The sequence below is a fragment of the Rhodoferax saidenbachensis genome (assembly GCF_031457975.1).
In the GTDB taxonomy this organism is placed as follows: Bacteria; Pseudomonadota; Gammaproteobacteria; order Burkholderiales; family Burkholderiaceae_C; genus Allorhodoferax; species Allorhodoferax saidenbachensis_A.
Window position 1 is genome coordinate 17263 of sequence record NZ_JAVDXO010000016.1, and the last position, 23093, is coordinate 40355.

At 54.4% G+C, this 23093-nt stretch carries 21 protein-coding genes, 2 tRNA genes and 3 rRNA genes; 24 read left to right on the top strand and 2 right to left on the bottom strand.

All coding sequences use genetic code 11. The features are described from left to right. The first annotated feature begins 15 nt into the window (after positions 1-15). The 12 genes from fliG (at position 16) to fliR (ending at position 9021) form a co-directional block, all read left to right on the top strand. The gene (gene fliG / locus J2X15_RS20930; protein ID WP_310346910.1) at positions 16-1017 is read left to right on the top strand and encodes a flagellar motor switch protein FliG; all 1002 of its coding nucleotides are present in this window, start codon (positions 16-18) and stop codon (positions 1015-1017) included. Beyond that, entirely contained in the window at positions 1017-1718 is a 702-nt protein-coding gene (locus tag J2X15_RS20935; protein WP_310346913.1) for a flagellar assembly protein FliH, read from the top strand. The genes fliG and J2X15_RS20935 overlap by 1 nt, the downstream gene beginning before the upstream one ends. 1 nt (position 1719) lies before the next feature. Further along, on the top strand, positions 1720-3126 hold the full coding sequence (gene fliI / locus J2X15_RS20940) for a flagellar protein export ATPase FliI (RefSeq protein ID WP_409034320.1): 1407 nt from the start codon (positions 1720-1722) through the stop codon (positions 3124-3126). After that, the gene (locus tag J2X15_RS20945) at positions 3123-3581 is read left to right on the top strand and encodes a flagellar export protein FliJ (RefSeq protein WP_310346919.1); all 459 of its coding nucleotides are present in this window, start codon (positions 3123-3125) and stop codon (positions 3579-3581) included. Before fliI ends, J2X15_RS20945 begins: the two co-directional genes overlap by 4 nt. Then, positions 3578-4693, top strand: coding sequence for a flagellar hook-length control protein FliK (locus tag J2X15_RS20950; protein WP_310346922.1), 1116 nt, complete (start codon positions 3578-3580; stop codon positions 4691-4693). The genes J2X15_RS20945 and J2X15_RS20950 overlap by 4 nt, the downstream gene beginning before the upstream one ends. 113 nt (positions 4694-4806) lie before the next feature. Beyond that, on the top strand, positions 4807-5379 hold the full coding sequence (locus tag J2X15_RS20955) for a flagellar basal body-associated FliL family protein (protein WP_310346925.1): 573 nt from the start codon (positions 4807-4809) through the stop codon (positions 5377-5379). A gap of 18 nt (positions 5380-5397) precedes the next feature. Then, positions 5398-6402, top strand: coding sequence for a flagellar motor switch protein FliM (fliM, locus tag J2X15_RS20960; protein ID WP_310346929.1), 1005 nt, complete (start codon positions 5398-5400; stop codon positions 6400-6402). Further along, positions 6392-6841: a flagellar motor switch protein FliN gene (gene fliN, locus J2X15_RS20965; protein WP_310346931.1), complete on the top strand. Its 450-nt coding sequence runs from the start codon at positions 6392-6394 to the stop codon at positions 6839-6841. Before fliM ends, fliN begins: the two co-directional genes overlap by 11 nt. A 10-nt stretch (positions 6842-6851) precedes the next feature. Beyond that, on the top strand, positions 6852-7175 hold the full coding sequence (locus J2X15_RS20970) for a FliO/MopB family protein (RefSeq protein WP_310346934.1): 324 nt from the start codon (positions 6852-6854) through the stop codon (positions 7173-7175). Between the two features lie 39 nt (positions 7176-7214). After that, complete coding sequence (gene fliP / locus J2X15_RS20975; RefSeq protein WP_409034321.1) at positions 7215-7961, top strand: flagellar type III secretion system pore protein FliP; 747 nt, start codon at positions 7215-7217, stop codon at positions 7959-7961. A 10-nt stretch (positions 7962-7971) separates the two neighbouring features. Continuing rightward, positions 7972-8241, top strand: coding sequence for a flagellar biosynthesis protein FliQ (gene fliQ, locus J2X15_RS20980; RefSeq protein WP_310346936.1), 270 nt, complete (start codon positions 7972-7974; stop codon positions 8239-8241). Between the two features lie 12 nt (positions 8242-8253). After that, positions 8254-9021, top strand: coding sequence for a flagellar biosynthetic protein FliR (gene fliR / locus J2X15_RS20985; protein WP_310346938.1), 768 nt, complete (start codon positions 8254-8256; stop codon positions 9019-9021). A gap of 11 nt (positions 9022-9032) precedes the next feature. On the opposite strand, the gene J2X15_RS20990 is transcribed toward fliR, so the two are convergent. Together J2X15_RS20990 and J2X15_RS20995 are read right to left on the bottom strand one after the other, a co-directional pair. Continuing rightward, positions 9033-9662, bottom strand: coding sequence for a response regulator (locus J2X15_RS20990; RefSeq protein WP_310346941.1), 630 nt, complete (start codon positions 9660-9662; stop codon positions 9033-9035). Continuing rightward, entirely contained in the window at positions 9659-10783 is a 1125-nt protein-coding gene (locus tag J2X15_RS20995) for a hybrid sensor histidine kinase/response regulator (RefSeq protein WP_310346944.1), read from the bottom strand. Before J2X15_RS20995 ends, J2X15_RS20990 begins: the two co-directional genes overlap by 4 nt. A gap of 178 nt (positions 10784-10961) precedes the next feature. Here J2X15_RS20995 and J2X15_RS21000 point away from each other — a divergent pair, with 178 nt between their 5' ends. The 12 genes from J2X15_RS21000 to rrf all read left to right on the top strand — a co-directional run bounded on the left by J2X15_RS21000 (position 10962) and on the right by rrf (position 22960). Next, a complete protein-coding gene (locus tag J2X15_RS21000; RefSeq protein WP_310346946.1) occupies positions 10962-11405 on the top strand; it encodes a hypothetical protein in 444 nt (147 codons plus the stop codon). A gap of 51 nt (positions 11406-11456) precedes the next feature. Next, on the top strand, positions 11457-11819 hold the full coding sequence (locus J2X15_RS21005) for a response regulator (RefSeq protein WP_310346949.1): 363 nt from the start codon (positions 11457-11459) through the stop codon (positions 11817-11819). 40 nt (positions 11820-11859) lie between these two features. Then, positions 11860-13968 (top strand): chemotaxis protein CheA, encoded by a 2109-nt coding sequence (locus tag J2X15_RS21010; protein WP_310346952.1) that lies wholly within the window; start codon positions 11860-11862, stop codon positions 13966-13968. 24 nt (positions 13969-13992) lie between these two features. Continuing rightward, positions 13993-14481 carry a chemotaxis protein CheW gene (locus tag J2X15_RS21015; RefSeq protein ID WP_310346955.1) on the top strand — a complete coding sequence of 163 codons (489 nt, stop codon included), beginning with the start codon at positions 13993-13995 and terminating at the stop codon, positions 14479-14481. 99 nt (positions 14482-14580) lie between these two features. Beyond that, positions 14581-15393: a CheR family methyltransferase gene (locus tag J2X15_RS21020; protein ID WP_310346969.1), complete on the top strand. Its 813-nt coding sequence runs from the start codon at positions 14581-14583 to the stop codon at positions 15391-15393. Positions 15394-15450: 57 nt separating this feature from the next. After that, entirely contained in the window at positions 15451-16155 is a 705-nt protein-coding gene (cheD, locus tag J2X15_RS21025; RefSeq protein ID WP_310346958.1) for a chemoreceptor glutamine deamidase CheD, read from the top strand. 7 nt (positions 16156-16162) lie between these two features. Next, positions 16163-17248, top strand: coding sequence for a protein-glutamate methylesterase/protein-glutamine glutaminase (locus tag J2X15_RS21030; protein WP_310346961.1), 1086 nt, complete (start codon positions 16163-16165; stop codon positions 17246-17248). 383 nt (positions 17249-17631) lie between these two features. Continuing rightward, positions 17632-19166, top strand: a 16S ribosomal RNA gene (locus J2X15_RS21035). Between the two features lie 96 nt (positions 19167-19262). After that, a tRNA-Ile gene (locus tag J2X15_RS21040) sits at positions 19263-19339 on the top strand. A gap of 24 nt (positions 19340-19363) precedes the next feature. Further along, positions 19364-19439, top strand: a tRNA-Ala gene (locus tag J2X15_RS21045). Between the two features lie 369 nt (positions 19440-19808). After that, a 23S ribosomal RNA gene (locus J2X15_RS21050) occupies positions 19809-22686 on the top strand. A gap of 161 nt (positions 22687-22847) precedes the next feature. After that, positions 22848-22960 (top strand): 5S ribosomal RNA (gene rrf, locus J2X15_RS21055). Together the 16S, 23S and 5S rRNA genes with 2 tRNA genes alongside form the textbook arrangement of a ribosomal RNA operon. Positions 22961-23093 lie beyond the last annotated feature (133 nt).

Genomic DNA, 23093 nt, shown 5'->3' on the forward strand with positions numbered 1-23093 from the left:
GAGCAAAATACCACCATGGCAAACGACGACGGACTCCAAGACGCGGCGATCCTCATGATGTCTCTGGGCGAATCCGAGGCATCGGAGGTGTTCAAGCACCTGTCCCCCAAGGAAGTGCAGCGCTTGGGCGAGGCCATTGCCAAGACCACCCAGCTCTCCCGCGAGCGGGTGGACGAAGTGGTGGAAAAATTCACCGGGGTGGCGGCATCGCAGAGTCTGTTGGTGTCCAACTCGGGCGATTACGTGCGTTCTGTGCTCAAGCTGGCCCTGGGGGATGACAAGGCTGCGCTGCTGATTGACCGCATCTTGCAGGGGGGCGATGTTTCCGGCATTGAAAGCCTGAAGTGGATGGACCCGCTGTCGGTGGCCGAGCTACTGCGCAACGAACACCCCCAAATCGTGGCAGCCATTCTGGTGCACCTGGACTATGACCAGGCGGCTGATGTGCTCAAGCATTTGACGGAGCGCCAACGCAATGAAGTCATGCTGCGGGTAGCCACCATGGAAGGTATCCAGCCCACCGCCTTGAAAGACCTGAACGAGGTGTTGTTCAAGGTGCTGGCCGGTGGTGACAAGATCCGCAAGTCGTCGCTGGGTGGCATCAAGACGGCTGCGGAAATGATCAACCTGATGGGCACCGCTATTGAGGGCACGGTGATTGAATCCATCCGCAGCCATGACGCCGATCTGGCCCAGAAGATCATGGACAAGATGTTCGTGTTCGACGATGTGATCAAGCTGGACGACAAGGCCATTCAGATGGTGCTCAAGGAAGTGTCGTCCGACGTACTTATCGTGGCTTTGAAAGGCGCACAGCCCGAGCTCAAGGAAAAAATTCTCTCCAATATGTCGTCCCGTGCTGCTGCGACCTTGCGCGAAGATCTGGAGTCGCGTGGCCCCATGCGTCTGTCCGAAGTCGAGGCGCAGCAGAAGGAAATCCTCAAGACCGTGCGCCGTTTGGCGGACGAAGGGCAAATTGTCATTGGCGGCGGAGGTGGCGACGACGCCATGGTCTGATGACACGCAGCCAGCACGCCCGCTTTATTCCCGGCGAAGAAGTCGGCACGGTGACCGAATGGGACTTTGGCGCGGTGGACCAGGCCTCGGTCCGGTTCGCTGCCAAGCTCAAGGCGCAAGCCTCGCTCGAAGAGCAGGCCAAGGAAGAGAACTTTCGCAAGGCCGGATTTACTGACGGTTACTCCCAAGGCTACACCCAGGGCCACGCCCAGGCGACGCTTGAAGGCCAGCGCCAGATCACCGAATACATCGCAACCCAGGGCCAGGAAACCGCGCGCACGTTTGGCCAGCTGTTCGAAACCGTCCGCGCCCAGTTGGCAGAGTCCGAGCAGGTGATGGCCAAAGGCGTGCTGGAACTGGCGTGTGAAGTGGCCAGGCAGGTGCTGCGCCATGAAATGTCCACCAACCCCAATGCCCTGCAGCCCGTGGTACGTGAAGCCCTGAGCGTGTTGGCGATTGACAGCAAGGCTGCGCTGGTGCGGCTGAATCCGCTGGACATGGAAGTGTTGGCCGAGGTGCTGCGCCAGGAATTCTCCAGCTTGTCGCTGACTTTGCTGCCAGACGCCTCCATCACGCGGGGTGGCTGCCTGGTCGAATCGGCGGGTACGGTGGTGGACGGTACGGTGGAGAAGCGTTGGAAGCGTGCTGTCGCCAGCCTAGGCCTGGAAAACGCTTGGGAGGATGACCATGACGCAGCATGACATGGCACCTACCAAGTGGCAGTCGTTTCTGGACGATGCCCGCTCGCAGGTGTCCCAAGATTCCACGTTGGAGGTGCGCGGCACTTTGACGCGCTTGACGGGCTTGGTACTGGAAGCCAGCGGCATCCGTGTGCCCGTGGGTTCCCAGTGCGTGGTCACTATGAAGGCTCGTCCTTCTGTGCTGGCCGAAGTGGTCGGGTTTTCGGGTGACAAAGCGTTTTTGATGCCTGCGGGCGATGTGCATGGCCTCTCCAGCGGCGCCGGGGTGGCTCCGGCGGCGGCTTATGTGCCCGTACCGCGCTTGGGTGCGGCGGCGCTGCCGCCCGATCTGGCCGCGGCAGGCATGCTGCGCCTGCCGTTGGGTGATGGCTTGCTGGGCCGTGTCGTGGATTCGCAGGGCAACCCTATGGACCGCATGGGGCCCCTGGCGGAAGTGGTGTCCAAGCCGCTGGACCGCAAACCCATCAACGCGATGGACCGGGCGCCGGTGCGCGAATCGCTGGATACCGGCGTGCGGGCCATCAACGCTTTGTTGACAGTAGGGCGCGGGCAGCGCCTGGGCCTGTTTGCAGGCTCTGGCGTGGGCAAAAGCGTGCTGCTGGGCATGATGGCGCGCTACACGCAGGCAGACGTGATCGTGGTGGGCCTGATCGGCGAGCGGGGACGCGAAGTCAAAGAATTCATCGAAGACATCTTGGGTGCCGATGGCCGCGCGCGATCGGTGGTGGTAGCGGCTCCGGCCGATGCGCCGCCCTTGCTGCGCATGCAGGGGGCTTCGTATGCCACGGCCATTGCAGAGTATTTTCGTGACAAAGGGCAACATGTGTTGCTGCTGATGGACTCCCTTACCCGCTACGCTATGGCCCAGCGTGAGATTGCGCTGGCCATTGGCGAACCGCCGGCCACCAAGGGTTATCCGCCTTCGTGTTTTGCCAAGTTGCCGCAGCTGGTGGAGCGTAGCGGTAATGGCTTGCATGGTGTGGGCTCGATTACGGCGTTCTACACCGTGCTGTCAGAGGGCGACGACCAGCAAGATCCTATTGCCGATGCGGCCCGTGCCATTCTGGACGGGCACATTGTGTTGTCGCGCAGTCTGGCAGAAGCGGGGCATTACCCCGCGATCGACGTAGAACAGTCGGCATCGCGCGTCATGCACAACGTGGTGTCGCGCGAGCATTTTGAGCTGGCAAGGCGCTTTCGCAGCCTGTACTCCCGCTATGAGAAAGGTCGGGATCTGGTCCAAATTGGCGCCTATGCCCGGGGTTCAGACCCTATGCTGGACGAAGCGATTGCACTGCAACCTGGTATGCACCAGTTCTTGCAGCAAGATATGTTTGAAGCGGCTTCGTTGGAGGCTGCGTGGCAAGACATGGCGGCCAGCACTTCGTTGACGCAGGTGGGCGCATGAAAGGCTTTCTTCTGGCCATTGAGCTGGCGGAGCGCCAGCGCGACGAGCGCGCCAAACAATTGGCCGAGGCGCAGCGCAACCTGATATTTGGACGTCAGCAGATGTTGCAGTTGCAAACCTATGCCGCTGACACCGATGCGCGCTGGACCGGGGCCGCGGCGGTGGCCTTGTCTGCGGAGCTGGTCCGGCACCACTACCAGTTCGTGGCCCGGTTGCAACAGGCTATTGGCATGCAGGAGGGAGCGATCGCCAACCTGCTGCATCTGGAAAGCGTTGCCAAGCATGCCTTGCTGCAAGCGGAATGCCGCGTGACCGGTCTGCAGCAGGTGTTGCGCAGGCGCCAAGCCCAGGCCGCTTTACTGGAGCAGCGCCGCGAGCAAGCGCGCATGGATGAAATGGCCGCATTGCTGTACGCCAGAAACCGCAATACCCCAGCTTTCGGAGACACACGATGACCATTGAAATGAGCCCCAAGGCGAGCCCCGTTAAGCCCGCGGAGCACTCCGCAACTGGAAAAGCCCGTGGTGCTGGCGGTGCACAAGAGGAGGGCGCCGAGAACGGATTCTCTGCATTGCTTGCTGCTGCAGATGGTGGCGAGAAGACTGACTCCAGCAGCACAGCCCCAAGCGAGCAAGACGACACTTTGCTGCAGGCGGATTTGCCCCCGGGCGCGACGCCTGACACGCCAGTCGTGGACGCGAGTGCTTTGTTGGCACAAGCCTTAGCCCTGAATCCTGCGCAGCCAGAGGGCGGTGCAGCACGCGTGGCCGGCAAACACCCTTTGGCTGCAGTAGGCTCGGGTCTTGGCGATGCGAGCGGTGAAGGGCAGCCGATCAATCCGTTCTCTGCCCACAAGCCTGGTAAGGGGGGCGGTGATCAGGCCCTGAAGCAGGAGGCTGTGGAGAGCACTCTGTCTGCCTCGACCCACGCCAACACCAAATCGGTTGCCCAAGAGTTCAAAGAAACGTCTCCGCAAGACATGTTCAAAGCGCTTCAAACTGCAGTGGAGGCGTTGCCCGTAGCCGCAACCACTACGCGGGAAAAAGCGCTCGCAGAGCCGGTGGGCGCCAAGTCTGTCTCCGCCTCCGACTCCCCCTCGGTCGGATTTGCCTCCTCGTCAGGTCCCCTGGGGGCGGATGGCGTGGTCTCCACACAAGCGGCCGCCACAGTGGAGTCCTTCGTGGCGGAGCAGGTGACCTATTGGATTGGGCAGGACGTTCAAAAGGCAGAGTTGAAGCTGGACGGTCTGGGGGTGGACCCCGTGGAGGTGAGTATTTCGATGCAAGGAAATGAAGCCCACGTGTCTTTCCGCACCGACGAGTTGCAGGCCCGGGATGCCTTGGAGCATGCCTCCACCCATCTGAAAGAGCTGCTTGGGCGACAGGGGGTGGTGTTGTCGGGGGTGTCTGTGGGCACGTCCCAGAGTGGCGATGCTTCGACGGGCCAGGGGCGGCAGCCGCGTCCGGATGGCCGCCGTGGGATGGTGAGCACCCTGGAGCCGGTGGCGGTAGAGGCGAATCGACCTTCCCGGGTGGCCAATGGCCGAACGCTCGATCTTTTCGTGTGACAACGGGAATCTGTCAATAATGGCGGGGGACCTGAAATCCTCCTGTTTATTCGTGCTTCGCCCGGTGGGGCCACATGAATAATGTTTTGAATTGTTGTAATTAAGGAATCGCTGTGTCAGCAAAACCCGAAGCGGCCGATGCCGGCAAAGCGCCGGCCAAAAGCAAAAAGATGCTGATCATCATCGTGGCAGCGGTGCTGGTATTGGTTTTGGGCGGAGGCGGGGCCTTTTTCGTCATGAAGCAACGTGCGGCCGCAGACGATGGGGAAGATGCGGCGCCTGCCAAAGCCGCTGCCCATGTGGACCCCAAAGCCATACCGGCCTATCTGCCTTTGGACGCGATGGTGGTGAATTTGGCGGACCCGGGTGGCGAGCGGGTGGCGCAAATCGGCATCACCCTGGAAGTGCAGGATGCGCATTCCTCAGATACGGTCAAAGCCTATCTGCCGGCCATACGCAGCGGCATTCTGCTGCTGATTTCGCAACGAACGGCAGAAGAGTTGTTGAAGCCCGAAGGTAAGGAAAAATTGGCTAAAGATATTTTGCGGGAAGCCGCTGTGCCTTTTGGAGGCGGTGATGAGGAGGCAGAAGATGAGTCCGCCAGCACCAAGAAAAAGAAACGGAAGGTCGTCCATGTGGAGTACCCCGTTAAAGGCGTCTTGTTTTCGAGTTTTATTGTTCAGTAGGGTGTCACAGGAAGTTTTATGAGTGAATCATTTCTTTCCCAGGAAGAAGTTGACGCACTCCTCGAAGGCGTCACTGGCGAAAGCCAGAAGACCGTAGAGGAGGCGGCGGAGCACGGCGAAGTCCGCTCTTACAACATTTCCAGCCAGGAAAGAATTGTCCGTGGCCGCATGCCGACGATGGAAATCGTCAATGAACGTTTTGCGCGGAACTTGCGAGTGGGCTTATTCAACTTCATTCGCCGTAGTCCTGAAATTTCTGTCGGTCCGGTAGCCGTGCAACGGTACAGTGCATTTTTGCGAGAGCTGGCGGTGCCGACCAACTTCAATATTGTGGCCATCCGACCGCTGCGTGGCAGCGGGCTGATCGTGTGTGAGCCGGCGCTGGTGTTTGGTGTGATCGACACCCTGTATGGGGGCATTGGCAAGTTCCAGACCAGAATCGAAGGGCGTGATTTTTCCGCCACAGAGCAGCGCGTCATCAACCGGCTGGTTGACGTCATTACGACGGAATACAAAAAAGCGTGGAAGGGCATCTACCCTCTGGAGCTGGATTACCAGCGTTCGGAGATGCAGCCACAGTTTGCCAATATTGCGACGCCCAGCGAGATCGTGATTTCAACGTCGTTTCAGCTGGAAATCGGTGATATCACGGGTGCCATTCACTTCAGCTTCCCCTATTCCACGCTGGAACCCATCCGCGATGTGCTGTACTCTTCAACCCAGGGCGACTCCATTGAAGTGGACCGTCGTTGGGTCACGGTGCTGACGCGGGAGATTCAGGCCGCAGAAGTAACCATGGTGGCAGAGTTGGCCCGCGCAGATGCTACGGTAGAGCAACTGTTGGCTATGAAAAAGGGGGATTTCATCGAGTTGGACAGGCAGCCGAAAATTCAGGCAACCGTTGATGGAGTTCCGATTTTTGAATGCCAGTACGGCACGCACAATTCCAAGTATGCGATCCGCATAGACAAAGCGCTGCGAGGCAATGACCAAAACTGGTTGGGAGAACGAAATGGCATCTGAAGAAAAACCCGACGAAAACGCCGCCCCGGCAGATGATGGAATGGCTGACTGGGCGGAAGCCCTGCTGGAGCAAAAAGCGACGGACTCCAGCGGGGGCGATGCCTCATCGGGAGGGCCCTTGTTTGGGGAGACCCCCAAACCCTTTTCATCTTCGTCCAGTGCGGATGGGCATGCAAATGACATCAATATGGTGTTGGACATCCCTGTGCAGCTCTCGGTTGAACTCGGTCGTACCAAGGTGCCTATCAAACACATTTTGCAGCTGGGGCAGGGCTCGGTGGTTGAACTGGATGCCTTGGCGGGGGAGCCCATGGATGTGTTGGTCAATGGCTATTTGATCGCACAAGGTGAGGTGGTGGTGGTGAATGACAAGTTCGGTATTCGCCTGACCGACGTGGTGACACCTTCCGAGCGCCTGCGTCGGGTCAGCAAGAACTGATGGCGCGGCGATGACGCAACAACTGCTACTGGTAGCGGCGTTTCTCGTTGTGTTGGCGTGCCTTCCATGGGCGTTGCGGAGGTTCAAACTGCGCTCAGGATTGTCCGGGGCTGAAGCCGCGGGGCAGTCTCGGTTTATTTCCGCTGTTGCCGTAGGCCCCCACCAACGCGTGGTAACGGTTGAGGTCGGTCCCGAGAATGCCCGCGTGTGGTTGACTTTGGGCGTGACGGCTCAGGCTATTCATTGTTTGCACACTGCGCCTGCGGCACTCGGGGGGCACGGTACGGAGTCAATACGTGATTCGCTGGCCACGGTGCCTAAAACTCGGGAATAACATGGCTTGTTGTATGTCGGTGGAGGCCATTTGACCAAGATGGGTGTTTTACGCAAGAGCGTTTTGAGCCTTTGGGGCCTGGGTGCGTTGAGCATGGCCTATGCGCAGACGCCAGGGCAGTTGCCATTGCTAGTCGGCACGGGGGGAGGCGGGCTGAGTTTCTCGGTGCCCATACAGACGCTGCTGTTCTTTACAGCACTTTCATTTATCCCGGCTATTTTGTTGATGATGACGGGATTCACCCGCATCGTGATCGTGTTGTCTCTCTTGCGTCAGGCTTTGGGAACCCAGTCTGCGCCCCCCAACCAGGTGGTCGTAGGGCTTTCTCTGTTCTTGACCTTATTTGTTATGGGTCCCACGTTTGATCGTATTTATGCAGATGCGTATGAGCCTTACAGCCGCAGTGCGATTTCGTTCGAACAGGCGCTGGCCAAGGCGGAGGTCCCCATCCGCAGCTTTATGGTGAAGCAAACCCGCCAGTCAGACTTCTCTTTGTTTGCCAAGCTTGCCAAGCTCGGTCCCGAAGTGAATGCAGACAACGCCCCAATTCGTGTGCTGGTGCCCGCTTTTGTAATCAGTGAGTTGAAATCGGCCTTTCAAATTGGCTTCATGATCTTCATCCCCTTCTTGGTAATCGATATCGTCGTTGCGTCGGTGCTGATGTCTTTGGGGATGATGATGTTGTCGCCGGTTCTGGTGGCGCTGCCTTTCAAACTCATGTTGTTTGTGCTGGCAGATGGTTGGAATTTGCTGATCGGCTCCCTGGCCGCCAGTTTTGTCACTTAGGGGCATCGCAATGAATGCACAGATGGTGTTGTCGATGGGGCAGGAGGCATTGCTGATGCTGCTGATGGTGTCTTCTCCGGTGCTGGGGGCCGCATTGCTGGTGGGGTTGTTGGTCAGTCTGTTCCAGGCCGTGACGCAAATCCACGAGGCCACTTTGGCATTTGTCCCCAAGCTGGTGGCCGTGATTGCAGTTTTTGCCATAGCCGGGCCATGGATGCTGACCATGTTGGTGGAATACATTCGACGCATGTTCGAAGCCATCCCTAGCTCGGTGGTTTAGCGAAATATTGCTGTGATTTCTTTCACAGAGGCGCAGATCGCGGCCTGGATTTCACCGATCCTGTGGCCATTTTTGAGGGTTCTTGCCGTATTCACGTCGGCCCCTGTATTTTCATCCAGAGCGTTCCCGATGCGTGCCAAGATTGCTTTGGCGATGTTTGTGGCGGTAGCATGCCAGGCCAGTATCCCTGCTGGTGTGGCTTACAACGTTAATTCCCCTGAGGCATTGGGCGTTGTCGTCCAGCAAGTAGTTATCGGTTTGGCGATCGGGTTTGCTGTCCGGTTAGTCTTTGCCGCTGTCGAGCTGGCGGGGGAAGTGGTGGGTTTCCAGATGGGGCTGAACTTTGCGGCGTTCTTTGACCCGTCGTTGAATTCCCAGTCCAGTGCGGTAGCGCGTTTTTTCGGACAAATGGCGTCACTGCTGTTCGTCGTCATGAATGGGCATCTCATGGTTTTGATGGCGGTGACCAAAAGTTTTGAGGCATTTCCCGTGGGGCCACACTTTCTGGATGCTCTGGCATCCATGCAGCTTTATCGGTTGGGGACGGAGTTGTTTGCCAGTGCGTTGTGGATGGCGTTGCCTATGGTGGGGATGCTGATGTTTGCCAACTTGGCCTTGGGGATCATTTCCCGGGTAGCGCCTCAAATCAATATTTTCGCGGTTGGATTCCCCATTACGCTTGTGGTTGGGATTGTGGGTATCGCCATGACATTGCCCATGTTGGACCAGCCTTTCGTGGCTCTGATGTCCCATGCCGTCGATGTATTTTCAGGTCACTGATGTCAGCGGCGCTAGACTAGTTCGTTGCGGATTGCGTAGACCGTCAACTCTGCATTGTTCGTAAGCCCTAGCTTTTCCAGCAACCGTGCGCGGTACACGCTTACCGTTTTGGGGCTCAGCATGAGTTCTTCTGCGATATCCGACAGGCGCTTGCCCGAGGCAATTTTCAGTAAAGTTTGCAATTCGCGCTCAGAGAGTCTGTCGTGCAGGGATTCGCTGCTCGGAGTCGACAGCTGATCAACCAGCATGTCAGACACGCTGGCCGTCACGTACTTGCGACCACGGGCTACGGCTCGGACGGCTTCGACCAGCTCCACGGGGTCTCCCGCTTTGTTGAGGTAGCCATGCGCGCCAGCGCGCAGGCAGCGTATCGCGTATTGGTCTTCTGAAAACATGGAAACTACCAGCACACGGACCTGTGACTGGCTTTCGCGCAAGCTGGCCAGAACTTCCAGGCCGCTGCGCCCCGGCAAATTGATGTCCAAGATCAGAACGTCACAGGCCGTAACGCGCAAATGCTCTTTCAATTCGGCGTAGTTGCCAGATTCACCCACCACTTGCATGTCGACGCAATCGGCCAACGTATCCCGAATTCCCCGCCGTACCATGGCGTGGTCATCACATAGCAAGACGCGAATCATGGCGCTGACTCCTGGCGCTCAGTGTCTGATGTGTTCAGTGGAACGGTCAGCGTGATAGAAGTTCCGACCCCGACGCTGGAGCTGATGTCCAGCCACCCATTGACTGTCTTGGCGCGCTCCTGCAGGCCTCTGAGACCAAATGATTTCTCTTTTTGCAACGCCGTATCTGCCAGCCCGGGGCCGGTGTCGCTGATTTCAACAGTCAGAACGTCGCCTTGGTTTGAAATTTCAATTCGAACAGCACTTCCATCTGCATGTTTGACAATGTTGGTCAGCGACTCTTGCACTGTGCGATAGGCCGTGAGCAAAATGGGGGCGTCTAGGCGCATCGCGTCGCTGCTGGTCGTGAGTTGAACTCTGGAGTTCGTCCGTTCTTCGAAACCTTGAACAAGCCACTGTACGGACGCCAGTAAGCCCTGGTCCAGAATAGCTGGCCGCATATTGAGCATGATTCGCTGACTGGCCTCTATCGCATGCTGGATCATTTCTGTGGCTGTAGCGATATGATTTTGAAGGCCCTGGTCTTGGCTATGGCGAGATAGCCACGCCAAGTCCAGACGAACTGCCGCCAATGAGCCGCCGATGTCATCGTGAATTTCGCGTGCAATGGCGGCCCTTTCTTTTTCTATTGCCAACTGCAAATGGTGGGCAAATTCTGTAATACGCCTTTCAGAGACAGCGAGCTCCCGGTCCGCCTTTTCTTTGGCTGCTTTGATGGACTGCATTTCCAGGGCGCGTCGAATGACACGGTCCAAAGACTGCAAGTTGTCTTTGTGCAGGTAATCGCTGATCCCGCGTTGCACGGCATCTACAGCAGCGGCCTCCCCAATAGTTCCGGACAACAAGATAAACGGCGTGACCTTGCCCTCGCCCTGTACTACCGCCCATGCATCCATGGCATTGAACCCGGGAAGGCGGTAGTCTGCCAGGATGACGTCATATTCGCAGGTGTCGATTAGTGTTTTGAAGGCTTCCAGCGTATCTGCGCGGTCCATTTCGAATGAAAGTCCAGCTTTTTTAAGCGCTCGAGAAGTCAGGCTGTGGTCAGGTGCCGAATCCTCCAGATGCAGAATTCTTACGGGGCAACTGGGGCTGCCAAGGGTGGTGCTAGGCGCTATCATCTTTGCAATTATGAAGGTGCTTGTTGTTAGCCGGGTTGTCGGCGCCAAAGGGCGTCAATCTTCCTGCTAATGTTTGCCAAATTTGGAAGAATCCTGCTACCCTAGACGTACAAAAGCCTCCATGATTCACAATCATGTGACAGATTGGTATAAAGACAGGCCTAGAGGAAGAATGACAATGGAATCATCGTTGACGACGCCTGCTGCTCCCGCCGTTCAGCTACCTGTCATGTTGGTTGCGGAAGTCCAAGACTCCTTGTTGGTCGTTGTGCACGATTTGACAAGGCTGGATGGTCTATTGGCGCATACCATGGAAAACCTCATGGAGCGCTTTACGACGGCCAGCGCTAACCTCGCATCACCTGCCCTGGGCGCGTCCCAAGAGCTTGAGTTGGTTCGGAATACGTTGCGGGCGGCTGTCACTGAACTGCAATTCCAGGATATGGCATCCCAACTCATCGTGCACACTTCCAAAATTCTTCAGGGCTGTGCGTATCGCTTGGCGTCTGAGTCTATGGGCTCGGAAGATGGCGAGGCCGTGCCATTTGTGGAGGAGGTCCCTGAGCGGCCAAATCCCGTTACCCAGGATGAGATGGATGCAGGCTCCATTGAGCTTTTTTAAAAAATCCGCCCGATTTACTTCATTCATTCACAGGACATTCCGGAGTTCCTTATGCCTTTAATTCTTGCTGTTGATGATTCGCCCTCGATGCGCAAAATGGTTTCGTTCACATTGACCGGTGCTGGCTACCAAGTTGTTGAGGCTGTGGATGGGCAAGATGCCTATGAAAAGGCGCAGGCGCAGACATTTGATCTGGTGCTCACGGATCAAAACATGCCTCGTTTGGATGGCCTTGGGTTGACCCGCAAGCTGCGAGATCATCCTCAGTTCAAAACGATCCCCATACTAATGTTGACCACAGAATCCAGTGACCTGATGAAGCAGGCGGGTCGTGCTGCCGGAGCAACAGGGTGGTTGGTCAAGCCGTTTGATCCAGCGCGCCTCTTGGATGTCATTAAAAAAGTTATTCGTTAAACATTACCGTCCATTTGCTGGAAAAAAATAGGAGATTGACATGGCTGAGACCCATCAAGACAGCGGCGGAGCGGGCGGTGACTTCGACTTAAGTCAGTTTTATCAAATCTTCTTTGAGGAAGCTGGAGAAAACCTAGATCAGATGGAGCAGATGCTGCTGAACCTGAACCTAGAGACAGCGGATGACGAAGAGTTGAACGGCATCTTTCGTTGCGCGCATTCCGTGAAGGGCGGCGCTGCTACTTTCGGATTTGCTGATGTTGCTGAACTGACACACCAGATGGAGTCGCTGTTGGATCGGCTGCGTCGCCATGAATTGCAGCCAAATGCTGCCATGGTGGATGTGCTTCTGGAGTCTGCCGATGCGTCCCGCAGTTTGTTGGCGCGACATCAAGCGGGCGATGAAGGAGAGGCCATGCCTACGGGTGACTTGGTTCGCAGAATCAGTGAGTTGGCCGCGGGAGGTGCTCCTGCGCCCAAGGCGGCGTCTGCGCCAGTCCCTGCCGTTGTCGCGAAGCCGGTGCAGTCGGCGCCAGTGGCTCCTTCCTCTTCTTCGGGCTCTGGTAGAAGCATCGAAATCAAGATTGGTCCTTTAGAGCGGCCAGAGCAGGCCGATGCCATTAAAGAGCTGTTTCGAGATATCCCGGGACTTGGGCAGATCCATGTGTTGGAAAGTGATCGGGCCGATACCCGTATCTTTGCAGTTGAAACAAGCTCTACTGACGAGGACTTGCTGGATCTGTTCGCTTTCCACGTATCTCGCGATAAGGTGATCATTTCGGCCGTTGAGAATGATGTTCCGACTTCTCCCCAATCGGTAGATCAGGGGCAGGCAGAAGGAACGGCCTTTGGATTCTTTGATGGATCTCCTGGCGCACCATCGCAATCGGGCGTGCCAGAGCCGTCAGGTGGGGCTTTGGTGGTTGAGTCACTCGCGGCACAAAAGGCGGCGCCCAAGGCGCAGGCGGCTGCGGCTGCGCAGCCGGAGGCGGCCACAATTCGTGTGGCGATCAGCAAAGTGGATCAGCTCATCAATTTAGTGGGGGAGCTAGTGATTACCCAGGCTATGCTGGCGCAGAACAGCCGAGCTTTGGATCCGGCGATTTACCAACAGTTGTTGACTGGATTGGCAGATTTGGACCGCAATACACGCGACTTGCAAGAGTCCGTGATGTCCATTCGCATGATTCCCATGTCGATTGTGTTCAGCCGATTCCCTCGCATGTTGCGTGACTTGGCTGGCAAGCTCGGCAAGAAGGTGGATTTCGTCACGCAAGGCGAGGCCACCGAATTGGACAAGGGATTGGTTGAAAAGATCACAGATCCGCTAACCCATTTGGTCAGAAACAGCTGTGACCATGGTGTCGAAATGCCCGGTGATCGAATCGCTGCCGGCAAATCCGAAACTGGAACGATCACTTTGTCGGCGTCGCATCAGGGGGGGTCAATTGTGATTGAGGTGCGTGATGATGGGCGTGGCCTTTCAAGAACCAAAATTCTGAGTAAGGCTAAAGAGCGAGGACTGGATGTGTCTGACCAGATGTCCGATGCGGAAGTTTGGCAGTTGATTTTTGCACCAGGGTTTTCTACGGCGGCAGTTGTAACGGATGTATCCGGTCGTGGCGTTGGAATGGATGTGGTGAAGCGCAATATTGCGGCGCTCAACGGAACCGTGGAAATAGATTCTGCGGAAGGCTATGGCATGAAGGTGTCTGTGCGGTTGCCACTGACACTTGCGATCATGGACGGCATGTCTGTGGGGGTCGGCGAGGAAGTCTACATCCTTCCGTTATCTTCTGTCGTGGAGTCGTTTCAGGTGAAGGCGGATGCTGTGAGTACAGTCGGGCAAGGTTCGCAATTGGTCAAAGTTCGTGACGAGTACATGCCTGTGATTGAGCTGGAGAAGGTCTTTCAGATTCCCCGTTTCGACTTTGAAAAATCAAGCGACATCATGGTGGTGGTCGAAGCAGATGGCAGCCGAGTCGCTTTGCTGGTGGACGAGCTTCTGGGGCAACAGCAGGTGGTTGTGAAAAACTTGGAGTCCAACTACCGGAAGGTTCCCAATGTGTCTGGCGCAACAATTCTGGGCGATGGGAAGGTTGCATTGATTCTGGACACGGGCGCTTTGGTGCGTCGGTCTCGCCACTAAGCACTGCTACAAAAGGAGTTCGTCATGGGCATGATGGAAAAGCTGAATGAATTGACCGCTTCAGGCGCACGTGAGTATCTGACCTTCAGATTGGATCAGGAAGAGTATGGCATTGACATACTCAAGGTCCAGGAAATCAGGGGATACGAGCCGCCTACGCGAGTTGCAAACGCACCCAATTTCATCAAAGGCGTGGTGAATCTGCGGGGCACCATCGTTCCTATTGTTGACATGCGTCTCAAGTTCAACTGCTCTAAAGCGGAGTACAACTCTTTCACTGTCGTGATTGTGTTGAATCTTCGCAATCGAATCGTTGGGATCGTGGTGGACTCTGTGAGTGATGTGATGGAGCTACCGCCCGAGAATTTGAAATCCGCACCAGATATAGACAGCGTAATCGACAGCGCGGCTGTATTGGGGTTGGGCTCTCTTGGTGATCGTATGTTGATTTTGCTAGACATCGAACGACTGATGTCTGCTCCTGAAATGGGGTTAGTGAGCGCGGTTGACTGAGCGTGCCTGCGATGCACGTTGCTTGAAATGATGAACACAGCAAGGACATCCGTGCGCGACAGTCGAGTTGATCAGTCTCCAGCCATATCTGCCGCAGAGATGCAAGGCAGAGAGTTCGCTTGGACGAACGCGGACTTTGACCAAGTACAAAAGTTGATCTACCAAAGGGCAGGAATAAGTTTGCACGATGGGAAGCATGCCATGGTCTACAGTCGTCTGTCGCGACGACTCAGGGACACCGGGTACCAGAGTTTCCGGGAGTATTTGAGTTGGTTGGAGTCTACAGATGGGCCTGAATGGCAAGAGTTCATCAATGCGTTGACGACCAATCTGACTTCTTTCTTTCGCGAGCATCACCACTTTGAGATTTTTGCCGATTACTTAAAAACGAAGGCGTTTGGATCTGGGTGCCGCGTTTGGTGCAGTGCGGCATCAACGGGGGAAGAGCCGTATTCCATTGCAATGACGGCTATGGATGTTCTTGGAAAGGGAAAGTTCTCCTTGACTGCCAGTGATATTGATTCCAAGGTGCTGGCTACAGCGTCCCAAGGTGTCTATCGGTTGGAGTCAATGAAGGGGGTGTCTGCTGAGCTTGCCCGTAAGTTTTTTATGCGGGGTAAGGCAGGCAATGCTGGGCTGGTGCGCGTAAAGCCGGAGTTGCGGCAGTCGATTGATTTCGTGATTGTTAATTTGATCAAAGATGACTGGCCTTTCAAAGAGCCTTTCGACGCTGTCTTTTGTCGCAACGTCATGATCTACTTTGACGCACCTACGCAGCGGCGGGTTTTGGAAAAAATACACCGGGTGATGAAACCAGGAGCATTGCTCTTTGTCGGCCACGCTGAGAATTTTAGTGACTCAAAAGACTTGTTTGTGCTGAAAGGAAAGACTGTTTACGAACGCTGTCGTTAGTCGCTTTCACACTGGATTCATCCACTGCTGAACGTCCAGATTGAACCTACTTATCAAATGAACCTTCCTCAAAATACAACAATTGCGAGTGGAGCCCGCTCCACGGTGGGTTTGGTTGCTCCTAAAGTGCTAGCAAATGGCCGTATATCGAAGGTTGACCAACTAAAGTCCCAGCCGCGAAAGCCCGGGGAAGCGTCTTTCTTCTATGCCGATCATCATTTCCAGTACGATGCGGTAAAGGTTTTACCGGGTGAGTATTTCGTTGCCAATGAAGATCTGGTGATCATGACGGTCTTGGGTTCTTGTATCGCCGCTTGCATTTGGGACGGCAAGGCGCGCACCGGTGGGATGAACCACTTCATGCTGCCGGATGGAGATAGTGCCGATGGTTCTGGGCGCTATGGCTCTTATGCCATGGAGTTGTTAATCAATGAGATGTTGAAATTGGGGGCTCGTCGCGAGAGCATGCAGGCCAAGATCTTCGGTGGGGCGCAAGTCATGGCCGGCTTCACCACGATGAACGTTGGCGAGCGCAACACGAAATTTGTGCTGGATTACTTGGCGACCGAGCGGATTCCCGTGGTTTCGCAAGACGTGCTGGACATTCATCCGCGCAAAGTGTGTTTCTTCCCCGTCAGCGGTAAGGCGTTGGTGAAGAGGTTGGCGCACTCCCATCCCGAAACACTGGCAGTGGAAGAGCGCAAAGGGAATGCGCTATCGGTCGCGAAGTCCACTGCGGGTGGATCTGTTGATTTGTTTTGAATAGCCAATGAAGAAAATTAAGGTTGTGGTTGTTGACGATTCTGCGCTGGTCAGAAGTTTGTTGGCTGAGATCATCAATAAGCAGTCAGACATGACTTGCGTGGGGGCCGCGAATGACCCACTGATCGCGCGTGAAATGATCCGCGACCTGAATCCAGACGTCATCACGCTAGACATAGAGATGCCCAAGATGGATGGCTTGGACTTTCTGGGGCGCCTCATGCGCTTGAGACCCATGCCGGTAGTCATGATCTCAACGTTGACGGAGCGGGGTGCAGAGGTGACGATGCGAGCCTTGGAGTTGGGTGCGATCGACTTTGTTGCCAAACCACGGATAGGTCTGACAGATGGTTTGAAAGAGCTTTCTGCCAATATTGTTGAAAAAATCCGGATTGCGGCGGCTGCGCAAATCAAACGAACTCCCCCCACACAGGCGGTCGCGCGACCAGACGGATCGTCTGGCGGTAGTGTGGCACTGAATGCTCCGATTGGCCGGATCTCTACAGAGAAGTTGGTGTGTATCGGAGCGTCTACGGGCGGAACGGAGGCCATTAAAGAAATTCTGACCCGTTTGCCCGCTGATGCCCCTGGCGTCGTGATAACGCAGCATATGCCGCCTGGATTTACGACTAGCTTTGCCACGCGCTTGAATAGCCTATGCCAAATTACGGTACAGGAAGCTGTGCATGGGTCGCGCATCCTTCCTGGGCATGCCTACATCGCCCCTGGTGGCAAGCACTTCCGTATTGATCGCAGCGGTGCCAACTACGTTTGCGTGGTGGAAGAAGGAGAGTTGGTGAATCGTCACAGGCCTTCTGTAGAGGTTTTGTTTAAGTCGGCCGCAAAAGTCGTTGGTAAGAATGCATATGGAATCATGCTCACCGGGATGGGAGGGGATGGTGCTAAAGCGATGAAGGAGATGAAGGATGCCGGTAGCTACAACTATGTGCAGGACGAGGCCTCATGCATTGTTTTTGGGATGCCTAGGGAAGCCATCTTGTGCGGAGCGGCAGATGAGGTCCTGCCCCTGCTAGATATTGCCCCTGCATTACTTCAACGTCTGAAAGGCTCCTCCGATAGATACCGGGTCTAGGCGTCAGAATCCTCTGTGTGCCTCAGATTTTCATGCTATAGTCGAGAGCTTCGGACGAAACAGGCTGAGAATTTTTAGAGTTGCTGAGCAGTTCTAAAAAAAGCAAAAATCTTTTGCTTGATTTGACAGGGCTTCAAAAACTGTGTCATAATTCAAGGCTTCGCTGATCACAGCAAAGCAAACGAAACAAGATAAAAATTGTTTCAGATCATTAAAAATTTACAGCCGATAAGCGTGGGCGTTTGAAGGTAATTGCCAAGTTCTTTAGAACTAAGTCGCAAGACTTTAAACGCTCATGAAGTAAAAAAGATGTGGAAATCAGAAATGAAATTCACGTCGATTCCAATTTATGAGTTGCTCGAAAGGGCAAAAAAATCAAGATCGAACTATAGAGTTTGATCCTGGCTCAGATTGAACGCTGGCGGCATGCCTTACACATGCAAGTCGAACGGCAGCACGGGAGCAATCCTGGTGGCGAGTGGCGAACGGGTGAGTAATATATCGGAACGTGCCCAGTCGTGGGGGATAACGCAGCGAAAGCTGTGCTAATACCGCATACGATCTATGGATGAAAGCGGGGGATCGCAAGACCTCGCGCGATTGGAGCGGCCGATATCAGATTAGCTAGTTGGTGGGGTAAAGGCCCACCAAGGCGACGATCTGTAGCTGGTCTGAGAGGACGACCAGCCACACTGGAACTGAGACACGGTCCAGACTCCTACGGGAGGCAGCAGTGGGGAATTTTGGACAATGGGCGCAAGCCTGATCCAGCAATGCCGCGTGCAGGATGAAGGCCTTCGGGTTGTAAACTGCTTTTGTACGGAACGAAACGGCGAGCTCTAATAAAGTTTGCTAATGACGGTACCGTAAGAATAAGCACCGGCTAACTACGTGCCAGCAGCCGCGGTAATACGTAGGGTGCGAGCGTTAATCGGAATTACTGGGCGTAAAGCGTGCGCAGGCGGTTATATAAGACAGATGTGAAATCCCCGGGCTCAACCTGGGACCTGCATTTGTGACTGTATAGCTAGAGTACGGTAGAGGGGGATGGAATTCCGCGTGTAGCAGTGAAATGCGTAGATATGCGGAGGAACACCGATGGCGAAGGCAATCCCCTGGACCTGTACTGACGCTCATGCACGAAAGCGTGGGGAGCAAACAGGATTAGATACCCTGGTAGTCCACGCCCTAAACGATGTCAACTGGTTGTTGGGTCTTCACTGACTCAGTAACGAAGCTAACGCGTGAAGTTGACCGCCTGGGGAGTACGGCCGCAAGGTTGAAACTCAAAGGAATTGACGGGGACCCGCACAAGCGGTGGATGATGTGGTTTAATTCGATGCAACGCGAAAAACCTTACCCACCTTTGACATGTACGGAATTCGCCAGAGATGGCTTAGTGCTCGAAAGAGAGCCGTAACACAGGTGCTGCATGGCTGTCGTCAGCTCGTGTCGTGAGATGTTGGGTTAAGTCCCGCAACGAGCGCAACCCTTGTCATTAGTTGCTACATTTAGTTGGGCACTCTAATGAGACTGCCGGTGACAAACCGGAGGAAGGTGGGGATGACGTCAAGTCCTCATGGCCCTTATAGGTGGGGCTACACACGTCATACAATGGCTGGTACAAAGGGTTGCCAACCCGCGAGGGGGAGCTAATCCCATAAAGCCAGTCGTAGTCCGGATCGCAGTCTGCAACTCGACTGCGTGAAGTCGGAATCGCTAGTAATCGTGGATCAGAATGTCACGGTGAATACGTTCCCGGGTCTTGTACACACCGCCCGTCACACCATGGGAGCGGGTTCTGCCAGAAGTAGTTAGCCTAACCGCAAGGAGGGCGATTACCACGGCAGGGTTCGTGACTGGGGTGAAGTCGTAACAAGGTAGCCGTATCGGAAGGTGCGGCTGGATCACCTCCTTTCTGGAAAACTGCAATTTAATTTGAACGCTCACACTTATCGGTTGTTGGAAGGTTGTCGCTAACGATCAAGTTTGCTTGGTTTGAAGTGACCGGCTTGGGTCTGTAGCTCAGTTGGTTAGAGCACCGTCTTGATAAGGCGGGGGTCGTTGGTTCGAGACCAACCAGACCCACCATCCCGTCCAATAGTCTTTGACCATGGGGGATTAGCTCAGCTGGGAGAGCACCTGCTTTGCAAGCAGGGGGTCGTCGGTTCGATCCCGTCATCCTCCACCATTCAACGATACTTATTATTTAGTCAACACCAAAGTTGCTTTGAATTCTTCGGAATAAAGAGGCTGCTTTGTTGTTGATCAAGATCTCTTGATCAATCGGCTGTTCTTTAACAATTTATAGAGTTTAATCAGCGTTGCTAACTTTAAGCTGCGTGAGGAAACTGCACATTCGTAAAGGTTTAGTGCAGACCGTGCCTTGCGTAGTTGTTGGCAACATAATTTTGATTGCGTCAAAATGAATATCAGACTTCACGTTTGAAATTCGAGTTATTCAAGTTAAATTGAATACGGCATAACGCGTCAGGTGAAAGACCTGACAAAACATTCCTTGAAGATGCTTTGATTCTCGCAAGAGATGTCAAAGTTATAGGGTCAAGTGAATAAGAGCATATGGTGGATGCCTTGGCAATGATAGGCGACGAAGGACGTGATAGCCTGCGATAAGCTTCGGGGAGCTGGCAAATTAGCTTTGATCCGGAGATTTCCGAATGGGGAAACCCACCCTTTGGGGTATCGCATACTGAATACATAGGTATGCGAGGCGAACCGGGTGAACTGAAACATCTCAGTAGCTCGAGGAAAATACATCAACCGAGATTCCGAAAGTAGTGGCGAGCGAAATCGGAGAAGCCTGTTAGTGATAGCACAAGACTTAACGGAACACTCTGGAAAGGGTGACCATAGCGGGTGATAGTCCCGTACGTGAAAAGACCTGTGTGGTACTGAGCTAACGAAAAGTAGGGCGGGACACGAGAAATCCTGTCTGAATATGGGGGGACCATCCTCCAAGGCTAAATACTCATCATTGACCGATAGTGAACTAGTACCGTGAGGGAAAGGCGAAAAGAACCCCGGGAGGGGAGTGAAATAGATCCTGAAACCGTATGCTTACAAAAAGTAGGAGCCCGCAAGGGTGACTGCGTACCTTTTGTATAATGGGTCAGCGACTTACATTCAGTGGCAAGGTTAACCGAATAGGGAAGCCGTAGAGAAATCGAGTCCGAATAGGGCGTCTAGTCGCTGGGTGTAGACCCGAAACCAAGTGATCTATCCATGGCCAGGATGAAGGTGCCGTAACAGGTACTGGAGGTCCGAACCGACTAGTGTTGCAAAACTAGCGGATGAGCTGTGGATAGGGGTGAAAGGCTAAACAAACTTGGAAATAGCTGGTTCTCTCCGAAAACTATTTAGGTAGTGCCTCAAGTATTACCGACGGGGGTAGAGCACTGTTTTGGCTAGGGGGTCATGGCGACTTACCAAACCAATGCAAACTCCGAATACCGTCGAGTACAGCTTGGGAGACAGAGCACCGGGTGCTAACGTCCGGACTCAAGAGGGAAACAACCCAGACCGCCAGCTAAGGTCCCTAAAATTGGCTAAGTGGGAAACGAAGTGGGAAGGCTAAAACAGTCAGGATGTTGGCTTAGAAGCAGCCATCATTTAAAGAAAGCGTAATAGCTCACTGATCGAGTCGTCCTGCGCGGAAGATGTAACGGGGCTAAGCCAGTTACCGAAGCTGCGGATTTGCAATTTATTGCAAGTGGTAGGAGAGCGTTCTGTAAGCCTGTGAAGGTGCGTTGTAAAGCGTGCTGGAGGTATCAGAAGTGCGAATGCTGACATGAGTAGCGTTAAAGGGGGTGAAAAGCCCCCTCGCCGTAAGCGCAAGGTTTTCTACGCAACGTTCATCGGCGTAGAGTGAGTCGGCCCCTAAGGCGAGGCAGAGATGCGTAGCTGATGGGAAACAGGTCAATATTCCTGTACCGATGTGTAGTGCGATGTGGGGACGGAGAAGGTTAACTCAGCCAACTGTTGGACATGTTGGTTCAAGCTTGTAGTCGTGCCTGGTAGGCAAATCCGCCGGGCTTAGATGAGGAGTGATAACGAGAGTGCTTGCACTCGAAGTGAGTGATACCCTGCTTCCAGGAAAAGCCACTAAGCTTCAGCTATACACGACCGTACCGCAAACCGACACTGGTGCGCGAGATGAGTATTCTAAGGCGCTTGAGAGAACTCAGGAGAAGGAACTCGGCAAATTGACACCGTAACTTCGGAAGAAGGTGTGCCTTTAGTAGGTGAAGTCCCTCGCGGATGGAGCCCAATGAGGTTGCAAAAAATCGGTGGCTGCGACTGTTTATTAAAAACACAGCACTCTGCAAACACGAAAGTGGACGTATAGGGTGTGACGCCTGCCCGGTGCTGGAAGATTAAATGATGGGGTGCAAGCTCTTGATTGAAGTCCCAGTAAACGGCGGCCGTAACTATAACGGTCCTAAGGTAGCGAAATTCCTTGTCGGGTAAGTTCCGACCTGCACGAATGGCGTAACGATGGCCACACTGTCTCCTCCTGAGACTCAGCGAAGTTGAAATGTTTGTGATGATGCAATCTCCCCGCGGAAAGACGGAAAGACCCCATGAACCTTTACTGTAGCTTTGTATTGGACTTTGAACAGATCTGTGTAGGATAGGTGGGAGGCTTTGAAGCGGTGCCGCTAGGTATCGTGGAGCCAACGTTGAAATACCACCCTGGTGTGTTTGAGGTTCTAACCTAGGTCCATTATCTGGATCGGGGACAGTGCATGGTAGGCAGTTTGACTGGGGCGGTCTCCTCCCAAAGCGTAACGGAGGAGTTCGAAGGTACGCTAGTTACGGTCGGACATCGTGATGATAGTGCAATGGCATAAGCGTGCTTAACTGCGAGACTGACAAGTCGAGCAGATGCGAAAGCAGGACATAGTGATCCGGTGGTTCTGTATGGAAGGGCCATCGCTCAACGGATAAAAGGTACTCTGGGGATAACAGGCTGATACCGCCCAAGAGTTCATATCGACGGCGGTGTTTGGCACCTCGATGTCGGCTCATCTCATCCTGGGGCTGTAGCCGGTCCCAAGGGTATGGCTGTTCGCCATTTAAAGAGGTACGTGAGCTGGGTTTAAAACGTCGTGAGACAGTTTGGTCCCTATCTTCCGTGGGCGCTGCAGATTTGAGGAAGCCTGCTCCTAGTACGAGAGGACCGGAGTGGACACACCTCTGGTGTATCGGTTGTCACGCCAGTGGCATTGCCGAGTAGCTAAGTGTGGAAGAGATAACCGCTGAAAGCATCTAAGCGGGAAACTCGTTTCAAGATGAGATCTGCCGGGGCCTTGAGCCCCCTAAAGAGTCGTTCAAGACCAGGACGTTGATAGGTCAGGTGTGGAAGCGCAGTAATGCGTTAAGCTAACTGATACTAATTGCTCGTGCGGCTTGACCCTATAACTTTGATTCACGATAAGTGTCTCAAGGAAGTTATGCCAAGTTGACGCATTCAAAATCCTGTCCGTGATACAGCATCACAGGCAGGTGTCGTAAAAGACAAGCTGATTAGCTCTATAAATTGGTCGCCTTGACCCAGTCAAGGTGGCAACAAGTTATGCCTGACGACCATAGCGACTTGGTACCACTCCTTCCCATCCCGAACAGGACAGTGAAACGAGTCAGCGCCGATGATAGTGCGGATTCCCGTGTGAAAGTAGGTCATCGTCAGGCTATTACAGCAAAACACCCCGTCGATCGGCGGGGTGTTTTTTTTAGAGTTGCTGAGCAGTTCTAAAAAAAGCAAAAATCTTTTGCTTGATTTGACAGGGCTTCAAAAACTGTGTCATAATTCAAGGCTTCGCTG